A 24,666-nucleotide genomic window follows, 5' to 3' on the forward strand; every position below is an offset into this window, starting at 1 on the left:
CGGGCCTCAGCTGAGGCGGTTGACGATGGCGTTGGGCGAGAGGACGCGGCCCCTCTCCGGCGTGCGGGCGCGGTCGGGCCGGGCATGCTCGCGCACGAGGGGGCCGATGGCGACGAGGGTCGCGAACAGGAGCGCGATCTCGATGTGGTAGACGATGAGGTAGCCGATGGCCGGGTCGTTCATGGCCTCGCCGAGGGCGCCCGAGACCGCGAGCGCCGAGCCGACGTCGCGCACGATGCCGCTCGCCGCGATGGCCAGCCCCGCCGCGCTCGCCTGCACGGCCCCCCAGGCGCCGAGGGCGAGGCCCGTATCCTCGGGGCCGGCCTTGGCCATGGAGGCCGTGAGGGTGCCGTGGGCGAAGAGCCCGCCGCCGAGGCCGATCAGCGTGACGCCGCTGGCAAAGAGCTGCGCCGAGGCGAGCGGCGCAGCGAAGACCACGGCCGAGAAGGCCATGATGCCCACGATCGCCCCCGCCGCCGCGACCCGGAACGGGTCGCCGCCCCGGTTCAGCCAGCGCGCGGCGAGCAGGAGGCCGAGCCCGCCGCCGGCCGCCAGCATGGCGGTCAGGGCCGTGGTGGCGCCGACCGAGAGGTGCAGGATCTGGCCGCCATAGGGTTCGAGCAGGATGTCCTGCATCGAGAAGGCGGCGGTGCCGAGCCCGGTGGCGACGAGGCGGCGCCGGGCGAGGCCGCTGCCCGCATAGGCGGCCCAGGACTGGGCGAAGCTCGGCCGGGGCGCATCCGCCGTGCGGGTGTGGTCGCGCGGCTCCTGCTTCCACAAGGCGAGGCCGTTCAGCACGATGGTGACGAGGGCCGCCCCCTGGATGACCTGGATCAGCCGCACGGCGGAGAACTCCGCCAGCAGGAGGCCGAAGGCCAGCGCGCTCACCATCATGCCGACGAGGAGCATCACGCAGAGGAGCGCCACCACCTTCGGGCGGGCATGGGCCGGGGCGAGGTCGGTCGCGAGCGCGAGCCCCACCGTCTGCGTGGTGTGGAGCCCGGCGCCGACGAGCACGAAGGCGAGCGCCGCCGCGAGCTGCCCGGCCCAGAGCGGGCCCGTGGTGTCGCCGGACAGCAGCAGCAGGGCGAAGGGCATGATGGCCAGCCCGCCGAATTGCAGCAGCGTGCCGAACCAGATGTAGGGCACCCGCCGCCAGCCGAGCACCGAGCGATGCGTGTCCGAGCGGAAGCCGACCAGCGCCCGGAGCGGCGCGAAGATCAGCGGCAGCGACAGCATCACGGCGACGATCCAGGCCGGCACTTCGAGCTCGACGATCATCACCCGGTTCAGGGTGCCGATGAGCAGCACCGCCGCCATCCCGACGGTGACCTGGAACAGCGCCAGCCGCATCAGCCGGCCGAGCGGCAGCTCCACCGTCGCGGCATCCGCGAAGGGCAGGATCGCCGGGCCGAGGCGCATGAGCGCGCCGGTGATGCGGGCGCCGGGCCTCATCGGGCGCCGCCCGCGGGGCCGGCGCCCCGGCGCGTCAGCGCGATCGCGTTTGAGAGATAGAACCCGCTATTGACCCGGTGCGTGCGGGCGAGCGCGAAATCCGCGAGATCCGGCTCACGGGCGATCCTGCGGGCGAGGCCCCGGATGGTGATCGGCACGATCGCGGGGGCCCGGTCCCCCTTCGGGAACAGCTTTCCGGCCGCGTGCATCACGGTGAGCAGCGCGGTGCGGGGCGCCACCGTGAAAACGACAGAGCCGCGCGTGCGCGCCCCGAGGGCCGCCAGCGCGCGCGCGATGTCGCGGCCGGAATAATGGATCAGCGAATCCATCGCGACCACGTGGTCGAAGGATCCGAGTTCCGGATCGAGCATGTCGCCGACCCGGAACGCGATGGAGCCCCGGCCCGGGACGGCACCGGTGCGCTCGCGGGCGAGCCCGATCAGGGTTGGCGAAACGTCGATGGCGACGACCGTGGCGCCGCGCCGGGCCGCCTCCAGGCTGAGGGCGCCGGTGCCGCAGCCGGCATCGAGGATGCGCAGGCCCGTGAGATCCTCGGGCAGCCAGGACAGCAGCGTGCCCCGCATGGCGTCGCGGCCGGCCCGTACGGTGGCGCGGATGCGGCTCACCGGCGCGTCCGAGGTGAGGCGCGACCAGGCCTCGACCGCGGTGCGGTCGAAATAGGTCTCGAGCTGCCCGCGACGGGCGTCGTAGCTCGGGCTCGTCAGGTTGGGGCTCGTCATGGTGGGGCTCGTCATGGGCACAGCCTCAATCGAACCCGAGGAACTCGAACAGGTCGCGATCCTTCATGGGGATCGCGTCGAGGGGCTTGCCGCCGGCCCAGAGATGGGCCGCCAGCCGCATGTACTCGGTCTGCACCGCCACGAGCTCGGGGGTCGGCTCCATCTCGAAGAGCGTCGACTTCTTGAGGCGCGAGCGCCGCACCACGTCGAGATCGGGGAAATGCGCGACCCGCTCCAGCCCGACGGCGGCGTTGAAGCGGTCGATCTCGTCGGTCTTCGCCGAGCGGTTGGCGATGACGCCGCCGAGGCGCACGTTGTAGTTCTTGGCCTTGGCGTGGATCGCCGCGACGATCCGGTTCATGGCGAAGATCGAGTCGAAATCGTTGGCCGTGACGATCAGCGCCTGGTCGGCATGCTGGAGGGGCGAGGCGAAGCCGCCGCAGACCACGTCGCCCAGGACGTCGAAGATGACGACGTCGGTATCCTCCAGGAGGTGATGCTCCTTGAGGAGCTTCACGGTCTGGCCGACGACGTAGCCGCCGCAGCCGGTTCCGGCGGGCGGGCCGCCGGCCTCGACGCACATCACGCCGTTGTAGCCCTCGGCCACGAAATCCTCGATGCGCAGTTCCTCCGAGTGGAACTGCACCGCCTCCAGGGCATCGATCACGGTCGGCGCGAGGCGCTTCGTCAGCGTGAAGGTCGAGTCGTGCTTCGGATCGCAGCCGATCTGCAGCACGCGCTTGCCGAGCTTCGAGAAGGCCACCGACAGGTTCGAGGAGGTGGTCGACTTGCCGATGCCGCCCTTGCCGTAGACGGCAAAGACCTTGGCGGTCCCGATCTTGACGTTCGGGTCGAGCTCGACCTGGACGCTGCCTTCCGGCTGGCGGGCGAGAACGGGATTGCGGATGGCGATGTTCATGCGGCGACCTCGGCGGTGATGCCTTCGAGACGATCTTCCAGCTCCTCCTCGGCCCGGTCGAGCGCTTCGCGCGTCGCCGCGTCGGGCGTCCAGAAGCCGCGCTGGTGCGCCTCGATCAGCCGATGGGCGACCTTGGCGGAGGCGGTGGGGTTCAGGGCTGCCATGCGCTCGCGCATGGCGGGGTCGAGCACGTAGGTCTCGGTGATGCGCTGGTAGATCCAGGGCGCGACCTGGTTGGTCGTCGCCGACCAACCGACCGTGTTGGTGAGATGCGCCTCGATCTGGCGGACGCCCTCGTAGCCGTGGCCGAGCATGCCCTCGACCCATTTCGGGTTGAGCATGCGGGTCCGGGTTTCCAGCGCCACCTGCTCCGAGAGCGAGCGCACGCGCCCCTCCCCGCGGGTCTGGTCGCTGATGTAGATCGGCACGCTCTCGCCCTTGGCGCGGGCGACCGCCCGGCCCATGCCGCCGAGACCGTCGAAATAGTGATCGACCGAGGTGACGCCGACCTCGACGGAATCGAGGTTCTGGTAGGCGAGGTCGACGGAGGCCAGCACGCTCTGCATCAGCGCCCGCTGCGGCGCGGCCTTGCCGGTGCGGCCGTACGCGAAGGACTTGCGCCGCGAGAAGGTCTCGCAGAGCTCCGCCTCGTCGTCCCATCGGCCGGATTCGACGAGGTGGTTCACGTTGGCGCCGTAGGCGCCCTCGGCGTTGGAGAAGACCCGCAGGGCCGCGGTCTCCAGGTCGATGCCGTGCTCGGCCTGGATCGCGAGCGCGTGCTTGCGCACGAAGTTCTGCTCGGCCGGCTCGTCGGCGGTCGCCGCGAGGTAGGAGGCCTCGGCGAGCAGCTTCGTCTGCAGGGGCAGCAGATCGCGGAAGATGCCCGAGAGCGTCACCACGACGTCGATGCGCGGGCGCCCGAGGGTGTCGAGGGGGATCAGGCTGGCGCCGCAGAGCCGGCCGTAGCCGTCGAAGCGGGGCTCGGCGCCCATCAGGGCGAGGGCCTGGGCGATCGGCCCGCCCTCGCTCTTCAGGTTGTCGGTGCCCCAGAGGACGAGGGCGATGCTCTCCGGCAGGGCGCGGCCCTCCTCGGCGTAGCGCGCCAGGATGCGCACGACCTGACGGGTCGCGTCCGCCACCGCGAAGGCGGAGGGCAGGCGGTAGGGGTCGAAGCCGTGGAGATTGCGCCCCGTCGGCAGCACGGAGGGGTTGCGCAGCAGGTCGCCGCCCGCCACCGGCGGGATGAAGCGGCCGTCGAGGGCGCGCAGCAGCGCTGGCATCTCGTGATCCTGCGCCAGCAGCCTGTCGGTCGCCTGCAACTCCGCAAAGGCGGCGCGATGGGTCTCGTCAAGGGGAAGGCCCGCCTCCCGCAGGGCATCGTCGACCCCGCCCCCGGCGGCCAGGAGCGCCATCGCGGCCCGCGAGGGCGTGAGCCCGCTCGAGGCTTCGGCGAGGGCGGCCAGAAGGTCGACGCGCTCCTCGGCGGGGGTGCCCTGGCCGACCACGTGCAGGCCGTGCGGGATCAGGGTGTGCTCCAGCTCGCTCACGGCCTGGCCGAGCGCCAGGATCGCGTGGCCGAGATCCTGGCTCCAGGCCGGCTCGGCCGGCACCAGGTCGAGGGCGGCGGCCTGGCTCTGGATCAGGGCCGCGAGGTCGCGCCGCTCCCCCGTCGCCTCGGGAGCGAGGCCGCGCCAGCGCTCGATCGAGGCCTTGAGCTCGACGAGACCGCGATAGAGGCCCGCCTGGGCGAGGCTCGGCGTCAGGTAGCTGACCAGCGTCGCGGCGGAGCGGCGCTTGGCGAGGGTGCCCTCGGAGGGGTTGTTGGCGGCGTAGAGATAGATGTTGGGCAGATCGCCGATCAGCCGCTCGGGCCAGCAGGCGGCCGAGAGGCCGGTCTGCTTGCCGGGCATGAATTCGAGGGCCCCGTGGGTGCCGAAATGCAGCACGGCATCGGCCGAGAAATCCTCGCGCAGGTAGCGGTAGAAGGCCGAGAAGGCGTGGGTCGGCGCGAAGCCCTTCTCGAACAGGAGCCGCATCGGGTCGCCCTCGTAGCCGAAGGCGGGCTGCACCCCGACGAAGACGTTGCCGAATTGCGCGCCGAGGACGAAGAGGCTGCTGCCGTCGCTCTGGTGGCGGCCCGGGGCGGGGCCCCATTGCGCCTCGATCTCCGCGAGGTGGGGCTCGCGGCGCACATGCGCGTCGGCGGGAATCCGGGCCTGGACGTTGGCCTGAGTGCCGTGGCGCGCCGCGTTGCCGGCAAGGATCCGGTTGCGAAGGCCGTCGACAGTCTCCGGCACCTCCACGGCGTAGCCGTCGGCCGCCAGGCCCTTCAGGACGTTGTGGAGGGAGGCGTAGACCGACAGGAAGGCGGCCGTGCCGGTGCTGCCCGCATTCGGCGGGAAGTTGAAGAGCACCACCGCGATCCGGCGCTCGGCCTTCGGCCGGCCGCGCAGGGCGACGAGGCGGGCGACGCGGGCGGCGAGTTGGTTCGCGCGCTCGGCGTGGACGCTCATGTCCCGGGCGCGGTCGGCGCCCGAGCGGGCGGAGCGGCCGCCGAACACCATCGGGCCCGTCGCCCCGTCGAGCTCCGGGATCGCCACCATCATGGTGGCCTCGACCGGCGAGAGGCCGCGATCGGAGGATTCCCACTGCTCGATCGTCTGGAACTCCACGGCTTGCGCGGCGAGGTAGGGCACGTCGAGTTCGCGCAGCATCGCCTCGGCCGCCGCCGCGTCGTTGTAGGCGGGGCCCCCGACGAGGGAGAAGCCGGTGAGCGACACGAGGGCGTCGATGCGGGTGCGGCCGGCCTGCCGGAAGAAGGCCTCGACGGCGGGCCGGTTGTCGAGGCCGCTGGCGAAGGCCGGCACCACCGCGAGGCCGCGGGCCTCCAGGGCCGCGATCACGCCGTCGTAATGGGCCGTGTTTCCGGCCAGCACGTAGGAGCGCATCAGCAGGAGGCCGACGCGGCCCCGCGCCGGCCCGGCCGGCACCGGCAGGCGGGCCACAGCCTCGCCGACGCGGCCCGGCATGCGCGGGTGGTAGAGGCCGGTCTCCGGATAGCTCACCGGGGCGGGGGCGGCCGCGATCTCGCGCCAGGCGGCGCGCGGGCCCGCCGCGTAGCGACCGACGAGGAAGCGCACCAGGCTCGTCACGTTCGCGTCCGAGCCCGAGAGCCAGTATTGCAGGGTGAGGAAATAGGCCCGCACGTCCTGCGCCGAGCCCGGGATGAAGCGCAGGATCTTGGGCAGCTTGCGGATCATCGCCATCTGGCGCGCGGCGTTGCCGTGGGCCGGGCCCTTGCCCCGCAGGCGCTTGAGGAAATCGAGGGCGCCGCGCTGCGACCCGTCCATGTTGAAGCGGTTGAGGCGCGTGGTCTTCACCACCTCCCCGGCCGAGAGGCAGCCGATCATGGCGTCGCAATGCGGCCGGCGCGCCAGGAGATCGGGCAGGATCGCCCGGACATGCTCGTCCATGAACAGCATGGCGGAGAGCACGATGTCGGCCCGGGCGATCTCCGCCTTGCAGGCCGCGAGCGTGGCCGGATCGGCCTCCCACTCGGCGGCGGCGTGGAAGCTGAGGGCGAGGCCCGGCATCTCGGCGGCGAGGCCCGTGCGCGCGCGCTCGACGGCGCTCGCCAGATGGTTGTCGAGCGTCACGATGACGACGCGGATGTCGGGCCGCTCAGCGACCGAAATGCGCTTTGGCATCGTACAGGGTCTCGACTGTGATGAGCGGCAGCGCCCGCTCGCGGGCGTAGCGCTCGGTGTTCGCGCGGGCCTTGCCCCGCACGAAGAACGGGATCTTCCTGAGTTCCTTCTCGGCCTCGGCGGCCCAGGCCACGATCTGGCCGGGCGCGAGGGTGACGGTGGTGACGGGTTCCGGCTCGGCGGCGGCGGGGGACCGCTCCGCCTCCGCGCGGGGCTTGCCGCCGAGATGCGAGGGCGCGGCGTCGCTGAACTCTCGGTCCTCGCGGAACATCCCGAGAAGATGCTCCTCCAGGCCCATCATCAGCGGGTGCACCCAGGTGTCGAACAGGACGTTGGCGCCCTCGAAACCCATCTGCGGCGAGGTGCGGGCCGGGAAATCCTGGACATGGACCGGGGCCGAGATCACCGCGCAGGGCAGGCCGAGGCGCTTGGCGACGTGCCGCTCCATCTGAGTGCCGAGAACGAGCTCGGGCTGGACCGCCTGGATCGCCGCCTCGACGTCGAGGTAATCGTCGGTGATCAAGGCCTCGATGCCGTGCAGCGCCGCCTCGGCCCGGACCTCGCGGGCGAATTCCCGCGTGTAGGTGCCGAGCCCGACCACCCGGAAGCCGAGCTCGGTCGCGGCGATGCGGGCGGCGCTGAGGGCGTGGGTGGCGTCGCCGAAGATGAAGACGCGCTTGCCCGTGAGGTAGGTCGAGTCGACCGAGCGCGCGTACCAGGGCAGCCGCGATGGGGCGCCCTCGAGGACCGGGCCCGGATCGACGCCCGCGAGTGCCGCCACCTCCGCAACGAAGCGGCGGGTGGCGCCGACGCCGATCGGCACCGTCTCGACCATGGGCTGGCCGAAGGTCTTCTGCAGGTGCTGCGCCGCCGCCCGGGCGATCTCGGGATAGAGCACAACGTTGAAATCGGCCTCCCCCAGCCGCCCGAGATCGGCCGGCGAGGCGCCGAGCGGGGCCGTGACGTTGACGTCGACGCCGAGGCGGCCGAGCAGGCCCGTGATCTCGGCGACGTCGTCGCGGTGCCGGAAGCCCAGGGCGGTGGGCCCCAGGATGTTACAGAGGGGGCGTCGGCCACCGGCGCCGGGGCGCGGGGCTCCCGGAGCGGGCGCCGGTCCAGACAGCGCACGCACCAGTCGGTAGAAGGTCTCCGAGGCGCCCCAGTTCTCCTTCTTCTGATAGGCGGGCAGTTCGAGCGGCACCACCGGGATCGGCAGGTCGAGGGCGCGGGCGAGGCCGCCCGGATCGTCCTGGATCAGCTCGGCCGTGCAGGAGGCCCCGACGATCATCGCCTGGGGCCGGAAGCGCGCATAGGCCTCGGCGGCCGCGCGCTTGAAGATCTCGGCGGTGTCGGCCCCGAGGTCGCGGGCCTGGAAGGTCGTGTAGGTCACGGGCGGGCGCTGGCTGCGCCGCTCGATCATGGTGAACAGGAGATCGGCGTAGGTGTCGCCCTGGGGGGCGTGCAGCACGTAGTGCAGGTCCCGCATCGCGGTGGCGACCCGCATGGCGCCGATATGGGGCGGTCCCTCGTAGGTCCAGACGGTGAGCTGCATCGCTAGACCTCCAGCCGCGTGCGGCGCAGGAGGGGGCGGGCGAACAGCTCCGCGAGGTCGCCGGCCTGGTCGTAGCCCTGGATCGGCGTGAACAGCAGCTCGATCGACCACTTGGTCGCGAAGCCCTCCGCCTCCAGCGGGTTGGCGAGCCCGAGGCCGCAGACCGAGAGGTCCGGCGCGGCGGCGCGCGCCCGGTCCATCTGGTCGTCGAGGCTCTGGCCCTCGACCACCTCGGTGCCGTCGGGCAGGAGCGCCAGCTCCTCGGCGAGATGGGTGCGGTGCAGGTAGGGCGTGCCGATCTCGGCGAGGCCCATGCCCATCTCGCGGGCGAGGAAGCGCGCCAGGGGCACTTCGAGCTGCGAATCGGGGAAGAAGAAGACCCGCTTGCCCGCGAGCGTCGCGCGGTGCGGCGCCAGCGCCTGCTCGGCCCGGCGCAGGCCCGGTGCCGTCACGGCGGCGAAGCGGGCGGGGTCGACGAGCCAGGCCTCGGCCGCGGCCTTGAGCCAGCGCGTGGTGCCCTCGGCGCCGAGGGGGAACGGGGCCGGCAGGCGCGTGGCGCCCCGCGCATCGAGGGCCCGCGCGGTCTCGGCCAGGAAGGGCTGGGCCAGCAGATAGGTGGTGTTCGGCCCCGCAGCGGGCAGCGCCCCGGCCCGGCGCGCGGGCAGGAAGTGCACCGGCCCGATGCCGAGCTCGGAGAACAGGCGGGCGAACTGGTCCTCGACCACATCCGCGAGGGCCCCGACGACGAGGAGCGCGGGCGGGGCGTTTGCGGCCTCCCGCGGCATCTCGGGCACGAGGGAGGCAAGGCAGGCATCCTCGCCCTGCGTGAAGGTGGTCTCGATGCCGCTGCCGGAATAGCTGAGCACCCGGACCGCTGGGGAGAGCTGGCGCGACAGGCGCATCGCGGCCCGGCCGAGGTCGAGCTTGATCACCTCGGAGGGGCAGGAGCCGACGAGAAATAGGAGCCGGATGTCGGGCCGGCGCTCGATCAGCCGGCCGACCACCCGGTCGAGCTCGTCGTTCATGTCGGCGAGCCCCGCGAGGTCGCGCTCGTCGATGATCGCGGTGGCGAAGCGCGGCTCGGCGAAGATCATCACGCCCGCGGCCGACTGGATCAGGTGGGCGCAGGTGCGCGAGCCGACGACGAGGAAGAATGCGTCCTGGATCTTGCGGTGAAGCCAGACGATGCCGGTGAGCCCGCAGAACACGGCCCGCTGCCCGCGCTCCTGGCGGATCGCGACGTCGCCGCAGCCGGCCTCGGTGGAACCCGGAAGGGGCGCGTGGGCGTTCATCGGGCCGCCCCCGCCTGGAGAGCCAGCCGGGACGGCGCCTGCAGCCGGGCGGCGCGCAGCTTCAGGACGAACTGCGTCGCGTTGGCCGCGTAGGTGAGGTAGGCGGCGAGTGCCAGCCACATCAGGCCGGCCGTGTCGAGGAGGCCGAAGCCGAGGGCCGCCAGGTAGGCGGTGTGGAGCGCCAGCACCGCCATGCTGACGACGTCCTCCCAGTAGAAGGCCGGCGCGAAGAGGTAGCGGCCGAATACCGCCTTCTCCCAGATCGAGCCCGTGACCATGATGGCGTAGAGCACGAGGGTCTTGGCCACGACCGAGAGATTGGCGGCGGCCTCCCCCTGCCCGGTTGCAAGCGTACGCATCACCAGGAACAGACTCACCAGGAACACGAGGAATTGCAGCGGGGCGAGGATGCCCTGGACCAGGGTCCAGCGCGTGGCATCGCGGCGCGCCCGCTCGGCGGTGGTGTAGAGCGGTGGTCGTGTCGGCTGGCCCGTCGGACCCATCGCGTACGCCCCAATCCTGCCCGTCGGCCTGCCTCTCCGTGGGCCGGCTCGACAGGAAGCCTAGGAAGCTCCTGGCCGAGTGTCAACCAAGCTTTACGTCAAGCAATGATGACAATTATCGGTGATGGGAGCGCGAGCGAGCATTGCCAACCGCCAGAGTTCCGCTATCGTCAGGCTTCAAGCTGCTCCGCCCATGAGTGCAGCAGGATGCGAATCGCCGTTCTCGACAATCGATCGACCCGAAGCGAGAAGCCGTCAGCAACATTGGGAGGAACCAATGGATGACGTGAGCCCGATCGGCGGATACTTCGCCCGTGGTTCGATGTCGCGTGAGCGCGGTGACACTTGCCCGCCCGATGCGCGTGACGCCCAACGTCAGGTTCGGCCCCCCGAGCGGCCGGTCTGCTGGCACGGAAACCTCGCCCGCGTGGTCGAGGCGGAGATCATCCCGCGCCTCATGCTGGTCCACCGCGCCCGCGCGCTGCCGGGCACACCCCGGAAGCCGACTCCGGAGGAGATCGCGATCTTCTCGGGCCTCGTCCTCGCGCCGTTCGGGGACGATGTGGAATCACGGATCGCCGTCCTGGTGGAAGGCGGCCTCTCCCTCGACAGCCTTCTCCTCGACCTCCTCGCCCCGACGGCCCGGCATCTCGGCGCCCTGTGGGAGGAGGACATGTGCGACTTCACCGAGCTGACCATCGCGATGGGCCGACTCCAGCGGATCATGCACGACATCTCGCTGCGCTACTGCGACGAGTCGGAGACGATCAGCCAGGGCCGCAGCATCCTGCTCGGCCCCTGCCCCGGCGAGACGCACCTGTTCGGCCTCTCGATGCTCGAGCGCTTCTTCAGCGACGCGGGCTGGGACGTGACCAGCACGGCCCTCGACCCCGAGATCCCGCTCCTCGACCGGGTCCGGTCGACCTGGTTCGACGTGATCGGCCTGTCGCTCGGCTGCGAGGTTCTCCTGCCGATCCTGGCCGAGACCGTGGCGGGCCTGCGCCGCGCCTCGCGCAATCCGAGCCTGCGGATCCTGGTCGGCGGATCGATCTTTGTGGAAAACCCGGGATACGCCAACCTCGTCGGCGCCGACGCCACGGCGGTGGATGCGCGCCGTGCCGTTCTTTCCGCCGAATGCTTGCTTGATCTGCGGGCCAGAGCCTGCTGAAAGACCTGTCCGACGACATCACAACGTGGTGATCATTGACCAGTCTGGCGAGCCCAGCCGCGCATAGACCGCTCGCGGCATTCCAAGAACTACTCGGTGCCCTCGACGGAGCGGCGGCGGGCCTCCTCGTTGCGGCCGCGACCGACCTGTCCCTCGTGATCGATGCCGACGGCATCATCCGCGACGCCTCCTTCAACGGAACGGACGCGACCGAGGAGGGCTGCGAGAACTGGCTCGGCCGGCGCTGGATCGACACCGTGACGGTGGAGAGCCGCCCGAAGATCGACGCCCTGCTGAAGGATGCGGCGCCGGGCCTGATCACCCGCTGGCGCCAGGTGAACCATCCCTCCAACAGCGGCTCCGACCTGCCGGTGCGCTACGCCTCGATGCGCCTCGGCGCGGGCGGCCCGATCATCGCGATCGGCCGGAACCTGCGCGCGACCGCCGCCTTGCAGCGCAAGCTCGCCGAGACCCAGCAGGCCCTGGAGCGCGACTACCTGCGCCTGCGGGGCGCCGAGACGCGCTACCGCACGCTGTTCCAGCTCGCGGGCGAGCCGGTTCTCGTCATCGACGCCGCGACGCGCCGGGTCACCGAGGCGAACCCGGCCGCGGGCCGCCTGATCGGCCGGCCGGAGAAGCGCATCATCGGCCAGGACGTGGTCGACCTGTTCGATTCGGGCAGCGCGCGCGATCTCGAATTGCTGTTCTCGGGGCTGCGCGTCACCGGCCAGGCCGAGGATCTCGTGGCTCAGCTCGGCAATGGCCGCGGCCAGGCGCGCGTCTCGGCCTCGCTCTTCCGCCAGGACAGCGCGGCCAGCGCGCTGCTGCGCCTCTCGGGCCTCGCCGAGGGCGAGTCGGAGCCGGGCCGGGCCGACGCCGCTCTGCTTCAGGTCATCGAGGCGCTGCCGGAGGGCTTCGTCGTCACCGATCCGTCGCGCCGGATCCTGGCGGCCAACGGCGCCTTCCTGGATCTCGCGCAGATCGCCACCGCGGAACAGGCCAAGGGCGAGCTCCTCGACCGCTGGCTCGGTCGCGAGGAGACGGAAGCCGCGGCCCTGTTCGCGACGCTCGCCGAGCACGGCGCCGTCCGGCATTTCGCCACCAGCCTGAGGGGTCAGCTCGGATCGGTCGAATCCGTCGAGGTCGCGGCGGTCTCCGTCCTGCAGGGTGACCAGCCCTGCCTCGGCTTCACCATCCGGGGGGCGCCGCGCCGGCCCGCCTCCGCGCTGGCGAGCGGCCATGAGCTGCCGCGCTCGGTCGAGCAGATGACCGAGCTCGTCGGCCGCGTCTCGATGAAGAACCTCGTGCGCGAGACGACCGACCTGATCGAGCGCCTCTGCATCGAGGCGGCCCTGCGCATCACCCGCGACAACCGGGCATCCGCGGCCGAGATGCTCGGCCTGAGTCGCCAGGGCCTCTACGCCAAGCTGCGCCGCTACGGCATCGGCGACCTCGACGGGACCGACACCGACGTCTGAGGGCTCGAGCGCCCGCCCTGCCCGCGCGAATCGCCTGACTCAGAGTCGCGCCTCACGGCTTTGACAACGCCGAAGTGTCACCTCTTTTGGTCACTTTCCGTGTCATCTCAACTTGACACCCGGGGTCGCAAAAAATAGCGTCCCGGTATGGCAACGCCGGCTCCCAGTGCACTCGTCGAGCTTCTGAAGCCGATCACGTGGTTCGCGCCGATGTGGGCCTTCGCCTGCGGCGTCGTTTCCTCCGGCCAGTCCCCGCACGGGCAATGGACGATGATCGCGGCCGGCGTCGTGCTGGCGGGGCCGCTGGTCTGCGCCACGAGCCAGGCGGTCAACGACTGGTACGACCGCCACGTCGACGCCATCAACGAGCCGAACCGCCCGATTCCTTCCGGACGCATGCCGGGGCGCTGGGGCTTCTATGTCGCCTCGGCCTGGACCCTCCTGTCGCTGGCGGTCGCGGCGGCCCTCGGGCCTTGGATCCTCGGGGCCGCCCTGTTCGGCCTCGTCCTCGCCTGGCTCTACAGCGCGCCGCCGCTCCGGCTGAAGCGCAATGGCTGGTGGGGCAACACCGCCGTCGCGCTCTGCTACGAGGGATTGCCCTGGTTCACCGGGGCCGCCGTGATGGCCGCCGCGATGCCGGACCGGCGGGTCCTGATGGTCGCGTTCCTGTACTCCGTCGGCGCCCACGGGATCATGACCCTGAACGACTTCAAGTCGGTGGAGGGGGACGCCCGCACGGGGATCCGCTCGCTGCCGGTCCAACTCGGCACCGACCGGGCCGCGCGCTTCGCCTGCCTCGTCATGGCGCTGCCGCAGGCCGTCGTGATCGCGCTCCTGCTCGCTTGGGAGCGTCCCTGGCACGCGGGCCTCGTGGCGGCCTTGCTCCTCGGGCAGATCCTCCTGATGGGGCGCCTCCTCGCGGCGCCGCGGGCGCGGGCCGCGTGGTACAACGGCACCGGCACCACCCTCTACGTGCTCGGAATGCTGGTCGCCGCCTTCGCGCTGCGTCCCCTCGTGCAGGGAGGCCTGTGATGGCCTCCTTCTCCTGGCTCCAGATCGTGCGGCTCGGCCTCGTCCAGACGGCGCTCGGCGCCGTCGTGGTGCTGATGACCTCGACGATCAACCGCGTGATGGTGGTGGAGCTCGCTCTGCCGGCCGTCGTGCCGGGGGGATTGGTGGCCCTGCACTACGCCGTGCAGGTGCTGCGCCCGCGCTGGGGCTACGGCTCCGATGTCGGCGGGCGCCGCACCCCCTGGATCGTCGGCGGCATGGCGGCGCTCGCGCTCGGCGGCTTCGGCGCCGCCGCGGCGACGGCCCTGGCCGAGACCCATCAGGTGGGCGGCCTCGCCCTCGCGGTCCTGTCCTTCCTCACCGTCGGGATCGGCGCGGGCGCGGCCGGCACCTCGCTCCTCGTCCTGCTGGCGACCGGCGTCGACGAGCGCCGCCGGGGTGCTGCCGCCACGATCCTCTGGGTGATGATGATTGCGGGCTTCGCCGTCACGGCGCCGCTGGCCGGGCATTTCCTCGATCCGTTCTCGGGCGCGCGCCTCGTCGCGGTCTCGGGCTGCGTCTCCGCCATCGCCTTCCTGGTCGCGATCCTCGCGGTGGCGGGGGTGGAGCCCGCCCGCGCGGACGACGAATCGGCACGGGCGCAGGAGCGCAAGCCGCCCTTCCTCACGGTCCTGGCGCAGGTCTGGTCCGAGCCGGCCTCGCGCCGCTTCACGATCTTCATCTTCGTGGCCATGCTCGCCTACAGCGCGCAGGAACTCATCCTCGAACCCTTTGCGGGCCTCGTCTTCGCGATGACGCCCGGGGTGACGACCAAGCTCGCGGGGCTGCAGCACGGGGGCGTGCTCGCCGGAATGCTCCTCGTCGCGGGCCTCACCATGGGGATCGGCGGGCCCTGGCTCGGATCGCTCAAGCTCTGGACCGCCTTGGGCTGCGCCGGCTCGGGCCTCGCCCTCGTGGGCATCGCGGCGGGCGGCCTGATCGGGCCGGACTTCCCCCTGCGAATCCTCGTCTTCGCCCTCGGGCTCTTCAACGGCATCTTCGCGGTCGCGGCGATCGGCTCGATGATGGGGCTGGCGGGGGTGGGCGGGGAAGCCGAGCGCGGCACCCGCATGGGCGTCTGGGGCGCGGCGCAGGGCGTCGCCTTCGGGACCGGCGGCTTCCTCGGCACGGTCGCGGTGGATCTCGCGCGCCTCGTCGCGCCGGATCCCGTCCACGCCTACGCGGCGGTCTTCATCGGCGAGGCTCTGCTCTTCGTCCTCGCCACCGGCATCGCCCTGCGCATCGAGCACGCGGCGGCGACCAAGATTCCCCGGGCGCAGCGCCGCAGGGCCGCGCCGATGCAATTCGAACCCCGTTTCGAGAGGTAGACGCCATGTCCGACCCGGCCGCGCGTGACATCTTCGATGTGGTCGTGGTCGGCGGTGGGCCTGCCGGCGCCACGGCCGCGACCGACCTCGCCCGGGCCGGGCGCCGGGTGCTCCTCCTCGACAAGGCGGGCCGGATCAAGCCCTGCGGCGGCGCGATCCCGCCGCGCCTGATCCGCGATTTCGCGATTCCCGACGACCTGATCGTCGCCCGCATCAAGTCGGCGCGCATGATCTCGCCGACCGAGAAGCGCGTCGACATGCCGGTGGGCGACGGCTTCGTCGGCATGGTCGACCGCGAGCATTTCGACCCGTGGCTGCGCAACCGCGCCGTGCTGGCCGGCGCCGAGCAGAGGGCCGGCACCTTCGAGCGCATCAGCCGCGACGGCGACGGCCTCGCCGGCGTGCATTACCGCGACGGGTCCGGCGCGGCCTCGGTGCGCGCGCGCCTCGTTATCGGGGCGGACGGGGCGTCCTCGCCGGTCGGCCGGGCCGAGATCAAGGGCCACGCCGCGATGCGGCAGGTCTTCGCCTATCACGAGATCGTGGAGCGCCCAGACGCCGGCGCCGATTTCGCCGAGACGCGCTGCGACGTGTTCTACCAGGGCAAGCTCTCGCCCGACTTCTACGCCTGGATCTTCCCGCACGGGCAGACGATCAGCATCGGCACCGGCTCGGCGCGAAAGGGCTTCTCCCTGCGCGGCGCCATCCGGGACCTGCGCGCCGCGACCGGCCTCGATGCCGGCCGGACCCTGCGGCGCGAGGGCGCTCCGATCCCCCTCAAGCCCCTGCGGCGATGGGACAATGGCCGCGACGTGCTGCTGACCGGAGACGCCGCCGGCATCGTCGCGCCGGCCTCCGGCGAGGGCATCTACTACGCCATGCTCGGGGGGCGCCTCGCGGCCGAGGCGGCGGAGGCCTTCCTGGCCACCGGCCGCGCCGCCGCCCTGGCGCAGGCGCGCCGCCGCTTCATGAAGCTGCACGGCCGGGTCTTCCTGATCCTGCGGATCATGCAGGCGGTCTGGTACCGCAACGACGCCCTGCGCGAGCGCTTCGTCTCGATCTGCCGCGACAAGGACGTGCAGCAGCTCACCTGGGATTCCTACATGAACAAGGAGCTGGTCCGGGCCAAGCCCGCGGCGCATGCCCGCATCTTCTTCAAGGATCTCGCCCACCTGTTCCGCTGGGTCTCCCCGTGAGCGATGCCGGTCTCGAGTGGCTGCCCGCCGCCGTCGCGGTGGCGGCCTGCCTCGTGGTCGGCGTCGCGGGCGGCGTGCTGACCGTGACCGGCCCCTGGTACCACGCCCTGCGCCGTCCGGGCTGGAAGCCGCCGGATTGGGCCTTCGGGCCGATCTGGACCACGATCTTCGCCCTCACGGCGATCTCGAGCGTGATGACCTGGAACGCGAGCCCGGATGCGAGCTTCCGCACTCTGCTGCTCTCGGCCTACGCGGTGAACGCCGTCCTGAACATCGCCTGGAGCGGCCTGTTCTTCCGCGCCGAGCGGCCGGACTGGGCCTTCGTCGAGGTGATCTTCCTCTGGCTCTCGATCCTGGCGCTGCTGCTGATCACCGCGCGCGTGTCGGCCAATGCGGCGGCTTTGCTGCTGCCCTACCTGATCTGGGTCGGGGTGGCGGCCTTCCTGAACCGCGCCATCGTGCGCCTCAACGGCCCGTTCGGGAGGGCCTGAGCCGTGGAGAGCCTGTTCGCGAGCGGTCGGATCGTCGAGCTCATCCTCGGGCTCGTGGCCCTGGAGGCCCTCGGGCTCATGGTCTGGCTCCGCCGGACCGGGCGCGGGACGCTGGCTCGCCCCATGCTCCTCAACCTCACCTCCGGTGCCGCCCTGATGCTGGCCTTGCGCGCGAGCCTCGTCGACGCGGGCTGGCCCGCGATCGCCGCGTGGCTCGCCCTGTCCTTCGCGGCCCATCTCGGGGAACTCGCCCTGCGGATGCGTGCGGCCGGATCCCTGCACTTCGGCCGCACCCAACGATTTCGTGAGCCAGGAACTTCGCGATCAGACGAGGCGTTCAACGCGCGATCCCTAACCTGACGAACGTTACGCTCCATCAATCCATCGGAGACCTGGCATCATGCGTCGATTTAACGCCCTCGCTGCCACCTCCGGTTTAATTTCCCTACTTGGGATTGCAGTGCCTCCTGCCGCGCGGGCGGCGGATCAGGATTTGATCAAGCGTGGCGAATACTTGGTCACGGCGGGTGACTGCGTCGCCTGCCATACCGGCCCGAGCGGCAAGAAGTTCGCGGGCAACTACGTGCTGGATACGCCGATCGGGAAGATCCGCACCCCGAACCTGACGCCCGACAAGGAGACCGGCCTCGGGAATTGGACCGAGGAGGACTTCTACAAGGCCTTCCACGACGGCATCAGCAAGGACGGCTCCTACCTCTACCCGGCTTTCCCGTTCGGCTGGTACACGAAGGTCACCAAGGACGACGTCAAGGCGATCTGGGCCTACCTGCAATCGCTCGAGCCCGTGAACGAGCCGCGCAAGGCCAACGAAATCCCGTTCCCGTTCAACATCCGCACGGCGCTCATCACCTGGCGCACCGCCTTCTTCACGGCGGGCGAGTTCCAGCCGGATCCGAATGCAAGCGCCGAGGTCAATCGCGGCGGCTATCTGGTCGAGGGGCTCGGCCATTGCGGCATGTGCCACAACGAGCGCAAGCTCGTCGGCAATAGCGGCCTCGCCGGCAAGCTCGGCGGCGGCGTCATCGACGGGTGGTACGCGCCCAACATCACCCCGAACGATCACCAGGGCATCGGCGCCTGGTCCGACGAGCAGGTCGTCACCTACCTCAAGACCGGGACCGCCCCCGGCAACATGCCCGGCGTCGCCGCGGGCCCGATGCGCCAGACCATCGAGGAGTCCCTCAGCAAGATGACGGAGGCCGACCTCAAGGCGATGGTCGCCTACCTGCGCACGCAGAAGGCCCGCGAAACCTACAAGGTGAAGGACCTGGAAGCCTTCAACCAGCCGAACGCGCCGGGCGCCGCCACCTATCTCAGCTACTGCTCTTCCTGCCACAAACCGGACGGCAAGGGCGTCGAGGGCGCGATTCCCGCGCTCGCGGGCAACACCTCGGTGCAGTCGGCGGGTCCGGAGACGGTCATCAACGTCATATTGGGCGGCCTCGCCGCCCAGAGCGGCTACGCGCCGATGCTGGCGATCGGCCAGGGCATGACCGACCAGGAGGTCGCCGACGTCACCGATTACGTCCGCAATTCCTGGGGCAACAAGGCCCCGGTCATCACGGATCGGGGGATCGTTTCGAAGAGCCGGGACAAGATCCGGACCATGCTGGCCGGCAACGCGCCCTGCGCCGAGATCGCGCAGCCGGAGATCGCCAAGGCGCTGCAGGACGCCGGGGCGGCCGACGCCTTGAGGAACATCAAGCAGGACGAGTTCATCCCGCGCCTCGACAGCTTGCTTCCCAAGATCAAGGCCGCGGTGCCCGGCGCGAAGGGCGACGACATCGTCAACGGCCTGACCACCGCCTTCTGCAAGGTCGCCAAGGACAACGACTTCTACCGGAACGCGCCCTGGCACACCGTCATCGGCAGCTTCAGCAACGTCACCTACAGCCAGTTGCACAACCCCGAGCGGCGCGCCGAGGCCCCCGCCCAGCCGCCGACGACGCCGCGCAACTGACCCATCGGCCCGGGATCGGCCCGGCCGCCTGCCCCATTGCCGCAGGCGGCCGGGCAGGCGGAACGATCCCGCCGAGCCGGTGTTGGCCCGCGACCGTCCGATCGGGAGTGCCGCTCGGGACCAGTCGCGGGCATCACGGACATCCGTCCGATGCTCCGTCGGAACGCGGTCAGCGGCATTTTCCGGACGGGGAAACGACATGGAACTCGGCATCAGCGGACGCGTGGCCGTCGTCACGGGCGGCGATTCGGGCATGGGCTTCGAGAGCGCGAAGTTCCTCCTCCGCGAGGACGTGAAGATCGTCCTCACCGATGTGGACGAGGCGGCCCTCCAGGCGGCGGCCAAGGAACTTGGCACGCTCGGCGACGTGCGGGCCGTGGCGGCCGACCTCAGCGGCATGCCGGGCGTCGAGACGCTCAAGGCCTTTGCCGACACGGCCTTCGCGCAGAAGCCGACGATCCTCGTCAACGCCGCCGGCATCACCGGAGCCACGGGCGACTTCCTCGAACTCAGCGACGACGACTGGCTGGAGACGATTCAGGCCGACCTGATGGTCGCCGTGCGGGTGACGCGCGCCTTCATCCCGGCCATGCGCGCGGCGGGCTGGGGCCGGATCGTGCTGTTCACCTCCGAGGACGCGGTTCAGCCCTATGTCGAGGAATTGCCCTACTGCGCCGCCAAGGCCGGCCTGATGAACCTCACGAAGGGCCTCTCCAAGGCCTATGGGGCGGACGGCGTGATGGTGAACTCGATCGCCCCCGCCTTCATCGCGACCCCGATGACCGACGCCATGATGGAGAAGCGCGCCAAGGAGAAGGGGGTGTCCTTCGATGCGGCGATCGAATCCTTCCTCGAGGAGAAGCGGCCCGGCATGGTGCGCAAGCGCCGCGGCAGGGCCGACGAGGTGGCGGCCGCCGTCGCCTTCCTGTGCTCCGAGCAGGCGAGCTTCATCACCGGCGAGAACCTGCGCGTCGACGGGGGCGCCGTGCTGACGATGGGCAGTTGAGGCGCGGGCCTACGGGGGCGCGGGTTCCGTGGCACGACAAGGGGACGCGATGCGTGAGCTGAGTTGCGACGTGGCGGTGATCGGGGCCGGCACGGCGGGCATCGCCGCGCACAGGGCCGCCCGGGAGGCCGGCGCCCGTGCCGTGCTGATCGAGGCCGGCCCCGGCGGCACCACCTGCGCGCGGGTGGGCTGCATGCCTTCCAAGCTCCTGACGGTGGCGGGGCGCGCGGCGCACGACGCGCGCGCGGCGCACCGGTTCGGCGTGCGGGTGCCCGAAGTCGCGGTCGACGGGCCGGCGGTGCTCGGGCACCTGCGCGCGGAGCGGGATCGCTTCGTGCGCCACGTTTTCGAGGGGCTCGAGGAATGGCCCGCCGACGAGCGGCTCGACGGCCAGGCCCGCTTCCTCGACGGCGAGACCCTCGCGGTCGCCGATCACACCCGGATCCGCTTCCGCGCCGCCGTGATCGCGACGGGATCGAGCCCGAGCCTGCCCAAGCCCCTCGAAGGTCTCGGGCCGGCCCGGGTGCTGACCACCGACACGCTCTTCGGGATCGCGGATCTCCCCGCCTCGCTCGCGGTCCTCGGCGGCGGGCCGGTCGGAATCGAGATCGCGCAGGCCATGGCGCGCCTCGGCGTCGCCGTCAGCCTGTTCGATGTCGGCCATGAACTGGCCGGGCTGACGCATCCCGCGCTGACGCGCGCAGCCGTCGAGATCTTCGGCGCGGAGATCGACCTGCATCTCGGCACGGAGGTTATGGGCGCGGAGCCCGACGGCGACGGCGTGCGCCTCAGCGTCAGGAACCCGGATGGCAGCCAGGGCTCGGTCCGGGTCGAGCGGGTCCTCGCCGCGATCGGTCGCCCGCCCAACCTCGAGGGCCTGGCGCTGGAGGCGGCCGGCCTGCGCCTCGGCGAGCATGGCCTGCCGGATTTCGACGCGCGCAGCCTGCTTTGCGCGGGCGGCCCGGTCTTCATCGCGGGCGATGCCAACGCGCTGCGTCCGGTCCTGCACGAGGCCACCCGCCAGGGGCGGATCGCGGGCCGCAACGCGGCGGCGCTCGCCGGGTCCGGCGCGGCGACGGCGCCCGAGCCCTGGACCGCGCTCGCGATGGTCTTCACCCAGCCCGGGACCGCCTCGGTGGGCGCGCCCTACGACGCGCAGGCCGAGGATGCCCGCGTGACGGGCGCGGCCGATTTCCCCGACCAGGGCCGCGCCAGGATCGAGCAGCGCAACCGCGGCGGTCTGCGGATCTGGGCCGACCGGCGCAGCGTGCTGCTCGGGGCCGAGATGATCGGACCCGACGTGGAGCACCTCGCTCATCTCCTCGCCTTCGCGATTCAGGATGGCGCGACGGCCGGGCGCCTGCGCGACCGGCCCTATTATCATCCGACCCTGGAGGAGGGCTTCGAGACGGCCCTCGCGGCGATCACGCGCGGGGGCGCCGGGACCGGCTGACGCCGCCAGCGGGATCGTGCGCGGCGCCGGGGGGCCCTGGCATTGCGCTCCGGTGCCCGGCCCGTCATACCGGATCGTGCATGATCACGTATCGCCTCTGATGTCGCCGAGCGCATCATCCGCCAAGGCACAGAGTGGCACCATGGATCTCGATGCGCTCTCCGCCGACGAGATCGATGAGCTCGATGCCGCGGTGATCGGCCTCGACGCGTCCGGGACCATCCGCACCTATAACCGCTCGGCCTCGATCCTGACGGGGATGTCCGCGCCGGCCGTGATCGGGCGCCATTACTTCCGCGAGGTCGCTCCGAGCACCAACGTGCCGGGCTTCCATGGGCATTTCCTGGCCGGGATCCGGCATGGCCATCTCGACGCGCAATTCGAATTCGTGTTCGGCCAGATGCCCCACCAGCCGCTGCGCGCGCGCATCCACATGGTGCAGGGCCGCGCCGGCTACTGGCTGACCATCCGGCCGCTCGGCCAGATCGCGCAGGGCCGGACCCGCGAGGCCGTGATGGAGGCGATCGGCCAGCGGGCGCGGGCGGAGCCCGTCGACCCGACGCTCTGCGAGCGCGAGCCGATCCACATCCCGGGCTCGATCCAGCCGAATGCCGTGATGCTGGCGGCCGATCCGGGGAGCCTCGCGATCCTGGCCCACAGCACCAACGTGTTCGACATGCTCGTGGATAACGGCACGCCCCTCCTGGGGCGCACCGTCGACGAGGTCCTGCCCAAGAGCTTCACCGACCTGATCCGCGCGCGCCTGGCCAGCCACACCCTGGATGACGGCCGCAGCATCCGGCGGATCCTGCGCCTGACGGGGCGCGACGGCCGGACCTATCACGCGGTGGCGCATGCCCATGCGGGGCGGGTCGTCATCGAGATGGAACTTGCTCCGGACCAGCCGGAGGATTTCGGCGGCGCGAGCCAGATCGACACCGAGCTCGCGGTTGCGCGCCTGCGCGCCGTCGAGACGCTGAGCGCGGCGGCCCGCATCGCCGCCCTGGAGATCCGGGCGCTGACGGGCTTCGAATGCGTCCTCGTCTACCGCTTCGATGCGAATTGGAACGGGGAGGCCCTGGCCGAGGACAAGGTGCCGGATTGGTCGAGGATCCTGCTCGGCCTGCATTTCCCGGCCTCCGACATCCCGGCCCAGGCGCGCGCCCTCTACACCAAGGCGAAGAGCCGCTTCGTGATCGACCGGGATTGCGTGCCGGTGCCGATCACCGCCGCCCCGGAGGCCGGCAACGCGCCGATCGACCTGACCTTCGCGCAGAATCGCACGCTCTCGCCGATCCACCTGGAGTACCAGCGCAATCTCGGCGTGAACGGCTCGATGTCGATCTCCATCATGGTGGAGGGCAAGCTCTGGGGCCTGATGATCGGGCATCATCGCCAGCCCCATTACGTCGCCCCCGAGACCCGGGCGGCCGCGACCATCCTGACCGACGCCTTCGCCATGCGGGTGCAGGAGATCGAGGGGCGCCGCCTCTGGGCCGAGCGGCAGGCGCATCTCGACACCGAGGGCCGCCTCGTGCGCGGGCTGACCCATGCGGAGGATTTCGTCGCCTCCCTGACCACGGGTCCCGTCACGCTCCTCGACCTGTTCGGTGCGACGGGCGCCGGCATCGTCTCGGGGGAGGCCGTCACGCTGATCGGCCGAACGCCCTCCGCCGCGCAGGTCCGCGCATTCGCGGCCTGGCTCAAGGACGCGCTGCCGGCCGGCAGCACGGCCTATGCCACGAACGCCCTCCCGGCAGCCTATGGCGCGGCGACGGATTTCCAGGAGATCGCCAGCGGCGTGCTCGGGGCCTTCGTCGACGCCTCGCGGGTGAACCTCATCCTCTGGTTCAGGCCGGAGGTGTCGAGCACCGTCAGCTGGGGGGGCGATCCGCGCAAGCCCGTGCTCGCGGGCAGCGGCAGCGTGGCGGTGCTGCCGCGCCGCTCCTTCGAGCGCTGGGTCGAGGAGCGCTCGGGCTTTTCCGCGCCCTGGCCGGAATGGCAGGTCTCGCTCGCAGTCTGTCTGGCGCAGGCCGTGGAGGGCGTGGTCCTGCGCCAGCGCCGCAAGATCGACGCGCTGACCGGGCTTCTCGCCGACAAGGAGAGGCTCCTGATCCAGAAGGATCTCCTGACCCGGGAGATCGACCACCGGGTCAAGAACTCGCTCCAGATCGTCTCGGCCTTCCTGCAGATGCAGCGCCGGCAGGTCTCGGACCCCGAGGCGCGCCAGGCCTTTGCGGAGACCGCCGCCCGGGTGATGAGCGTCGCGCGGGTGCATGACAGCCTCTATCAGGCCGAGAGCGTCGAGGAGGTGGATCTCGGCCAGACCATCGAGAACCTGTGCAGCGACCTCGCCGGGATGGCGGGCGAAGGCCACGCGGTCGATCTCGTGGCCGAGCCCGGCCTGATGGTGCCCTACCGCAAGGCGGTGGCGCTCTCGCTGATCGCCACCGAGCTCGTCACCAACGCCTTCAAATACGCGGGCAGCCCGGATGGCGGCCGGGTCGCGGTCACGGTCTCGGGCGACGGGGCGGGCGCCGTGCGGATGCGCATCTGCGACGACGGCCAGGGGCTGCCCCAGGGCTGGGCCGAAGCGAAGCCGCAGGGCACCGGGCTCGGGATGAAGCTCATTCGGGCGATGCTCGACCAGATCAACGCCCGCATCGAGGTCGTCAACGCGCCTGGCGCCTGTTTCACGATCACCGCGTGAGCCTGCATCAGCGCCTGCGCGCCGCGACCGCGGCGGCGCACGAGAATCTGGAACGCAGCCTCGACTGGGAGGCGCGCGTCGCCACGCTCGATGGTTACCGCGTTCTCCTCGCGCGGTTTCGCGGCTTCCACGCGGTCTACGAGCCGGCAATCGGCGCGGCGCTCGGCGACGAGGCGTTCTTCGCGCCCCGCCGACGGCTCGCGCGGCTCGACGCCGATCTGAGGCATCTCGGCGCGACGTCGGATCCCGATGCCCTGCCCGGGCCCCCGGCCCCGGCCCTGGCGGATCCGGCCTCGGCGATCGGCGCCCTCTACGTCCTGGAGGGCTCGACCCTCGGCGGCCAGATGATCGGCCGCCGCATCGCGGCCCTGCACGGCTTCGATGCCGAGACGGGCTGCGGCTACTACCTCGCCCATGGCCGCCGCACCGGCGCCATGTGGGCGGCCTTCCGGGCCCGTCTCGATGCTCTCGCGGAGGGCCCCGATGCCGAGGCCGCGGCGATCGCGGCCGCCGAGGCGACCTTCGACGCGCTGCGGCTCTGGCTCTGCCGGATGGATTGCACGGCCGGGGTTTCAGCCTGACCGCCTCGACCATTTTCCGTAATCCTTGGATCACGCAAAATGGTCTATCTCCTTGT

19 protein-coding genes are annotated in these 24,666 nt (G+C 71.4%); 12 read left to right on the top strand and 7 right to left on the bottom strand.

Annotated features, from left to right (window positions below; all coding sequences use genetic code 11):
- Window positions 1-6: 6 nt before the first annotated feature.
- The 7 genes from F6X53_RS07560 to bchF are packed head-to-tail and all read right to left on the bottom strand — an operon-like array spanning window position 7 to window position 10,168.
- The gene (locus F6X53_RS07560; protein ID WP_150999077.1) at window positions 7-1,455 is read right to left on the bottom strand and encodes a BCD family MFS transporter; all 1,449 of its coding nucleotides are present in this window, start codon (window positions 1,453-1,455) and stop codon (window positions 7-9) included.
- Window positions 1,452-2,195: a magnesium protoporphyrin IX methyltransferase gene (gene bchM, locus F6X53_RS07565; protein ID WP_150999343.1), complete on the bottom strand. Its 744-nt coding sequence runs from the start codon at window positions 2,193-2,195 to the stop codon at window positions 1,452-1,454. The genes F6X53_RS07560 and bchM overlap by 4 nt, the downstream gene beginning before the upstream one ends.
- A 25-nt stretch (window positions 2,196-2,220) precedes the next feature.
- Window positions 2,221-3,114 carry a ferredoxin:protochlorophyllide reductase (ATP-dependent) iron-sulfur ATP-binding protein gene (gene bchL, locus F6X53_RS07570; RefSeq protein ID WP_150999081.1) on the bottom strand — a complete coding sequence of 298 codons (894 nt, stop codon included), beginning with the start codon at window positions 3,112-3,114 and terminating at the stop codon, window positions 2,221-2,223.
- Window positions 3,111-6,821: a magnesium chelatase subunit H gene (locus F6X53_RS07575; RefSeq protein ID WP_150999083.1), complete on the bottom strand. Its 3,711-nt coding sequence runs from the start codon at window positions 6,819-6,821 to the stop codon at window positions 3,111-3,113. The genes bchL and F6X53_RS07575 overlap by 4 nt, the downstream gene beginning before the upstream one ends.
- A complete protein-coding gene (gene bchB / locus F6X53_RS07580) occupies window positions 6,796-8,373 on the bottom strand; it encodes a ferredoxin:protochlorophyllide reductase (ATP-dependent) subunit B (RefSeq protein WP_150999086.1) in 1,578 nt (525 codons plus the stop codon). The genes F6X53_RS07575 and bchB overlap by 26 nt, the downstream gene beginning before the upstream one ends.
- Before the next feature lie 2 nt (window positions 8,374-8,375).
- Window positions 8,376-9,665, bottom strand: coding sequence for a ferredoxin:protochlorophyllide reductase (ATP-dependent) subunit N (locus F6X53_RS07585; RefSeq protein ID WP_150999089.1), 1,290 nt, complete (start codon window positions 9,663-9,665; stop codon window positions 8,376-8,378).
- A complete protein-coding gene (gene bchF / locus F6X53_RS07590) occupies window positions 9,662-10,168 on the bottom strand; it encodes a 2-vinyl bacteriochlorophyllide hydratase (protein WP_150999092.1) in 507 nt (168 codons plus the stop codon). The genes F6X53_RS07585 and bchF overlap by 4 nt, the downstream gene beginning before the upstream one ends.
- Window positions 10,169-10,445: 277 nt before the next feature.
- On the opposite strand from bchF, the gene F6X53_RS07595 reads away from it, so the two are divergent.
- The 12 genes from F6X53_RS07595 to F6X53_RS07650 all read left to right on the top strand — a co-directional run bounded on the left by F6X53_RS07595 (window position 10,446) and on the right by F6X53_RS07650 (window position 24,610).
- Window positions 10,446-11,336, top strand: a complete 891-nt coding sequence (locus F6X53_RS07595) for a cobalamin B12-binding domain-containing protein (RefSeq protein ID WP_238297022.1) — start codon at window positions 10,446-10,448, stop codon at window positions 11,334-11,336.
- A gap of 35 nt (window positions 11,337-11,371) precedes the next feature.
- On the top strand, window positions 11,372-12,814 hold the full coding sequence (ppsR, locus tag F6X53_RS07600) for a transcriptional regulator PpsR (RefSeq protein WP_150999095.1): 1,443 nt from the start codon (window positions 11,372-11,374) through the stop codon (window positions 12,812-12,814).
- A gap of 147 nt (window positions 12,815-12,961) precedes the next feature.
- Window positions 12,962-13,846: a chlorophyll synthase ChlG gene (gene chlG, locus F6X53_RS07605; RefSeq protein ID WP_150999098.1), complete on the top strand. Its 885-nt coding sequence runs from the start codon at window positions 12,962-12,964 to the stop codon at window positions 13,844-13,846.
- Window positions 13,846-15,192 carry a BCD family MFS transporter gene (locus tag F6X53_RS07610; protein WP_150999101.1) on the top strand — a complete coding sequence of 449 codons (1,347 nt, stop codon included), beginning with the start codon at window positions 13,846-13,848 and terminating at the stop codon, window positions 15,190-15,192. Before chlG ends, F6X53_RS07610 begins: the two co-directional genes overlap by 1 nt.
- Before the next feature lie 5 nt (window positions 15,193-15,197).
- Window positions 15,198-16,388: a geranylgeranyl diphosphate reductase gene (locus F6X53_RS07615; RefSeq protein ID WP_150999103.1), complete on the top strand. Its 1,191-nt coding sequence runs from the start codon at window positions 15,198-15,200 to the stop codon at window positions 16,386-16,388.
- Window positions 16,385-16,879, top strand: coding sequence for a TspO/MBR family protein (locus tag F6X53_RS07620; protein WP_150999105.1), 495 nt, complete (start codon window positions 16,385-16,387; stop codon window positions 16,877-16,879). The genes F6X53_RS07615 and F6X53_RS07620 overlap by 4 nt, the downstream gene beginning before the upstream one ends.
- Window positions 16,880-16,882: 3 nt before the next feature.
- Window positions 16,883-17,239: a hypothetical protein gene (locus tag F6X53_RS07625; RefSeq protein ID WP_150999111.1), complete on the top strand. Its 357-nt coding sequence runs from the start codon at window positions 16,883-16,885 to the stop codon at window positions 17,237-17,239.
- A gap of 40 nt (window positions 17,240-17,279) precedes the next feature.
- Complete coding sequence (locus F6X53_RS07630; protein ID WP_150999116.1) at window positions 17,280-18,860, top strand: c-type cytochrome; 1,581 nt, start codon at window positions 17,280-17,282, stop codon at window positions 18,858-18,860.
- Between the two features lie 199 nt (window positions 18,861-19,059).
- Window positions 19,060-19,866: an SDR family NAD(P)-dependent oxidoreductase gene (locus F6X53_RS07635; RefSeq protein ID WP_150999120.1), complete on the top strand. Its 807-nt coding sequence runs from the start codon at window positions 19,060-19,062 to the stop codon at window positions 19,864-19,866.
- 49 nt (window positions 19,867-19,915) lie between these two features.
- Window positions 19,916-21,319, top strand: coding sequence for a dihydrolipoyl dehydrogenase (locus F6X53_RS07640; RefSeq protein WP_150999124.1), 1,404 nt, complete (start codon window positions 19,916-19,918; stop codon window positions 21,317-21,319).
- 142 nt (window positions 21,320-21,461) lie between these two features.
- Complete coding sequence (locus tag F6X53_RS07645) at window positions 21,462-24,029, top strand: histidine kinase dimerization/phosphoacceptor domain -containing protein (RefSeq protein WP_244965536.1); 2,568 nt, start codon at window positions 21,462-21,464, stop codon at window positions 24,027-24,029.
- Window positions 24,026-24,610 carry a biliverdin-producing heme oxygenase gene (locus F6X53_RS07650; protein WP_150999134.1) on the top strand — a complete coding sequence of 195 codons (585 nt, stop codon included), beginning with the start codon at window positions 24,026-24,028 and terminating at the stop codon, window positions 24,608-24,610. The genes F6X53_RS07645 and F6X53_RS07650 overlap by 4 nt, the downstream gene beginning before the upstream one ends.
- The last annotated feature ends 56 nt before the right edge of the window (window positions 24,611-24,666 follow it).

Source organism: Methylobacterium soli (assembly GCF_008806385.1).
Lineage (GTDB): Bacteria > Pseudomonadota > Alphaproteobacteria > Rhizobiales > Beijerinckiaceae > Methylobacterium > Methylobacterium soli.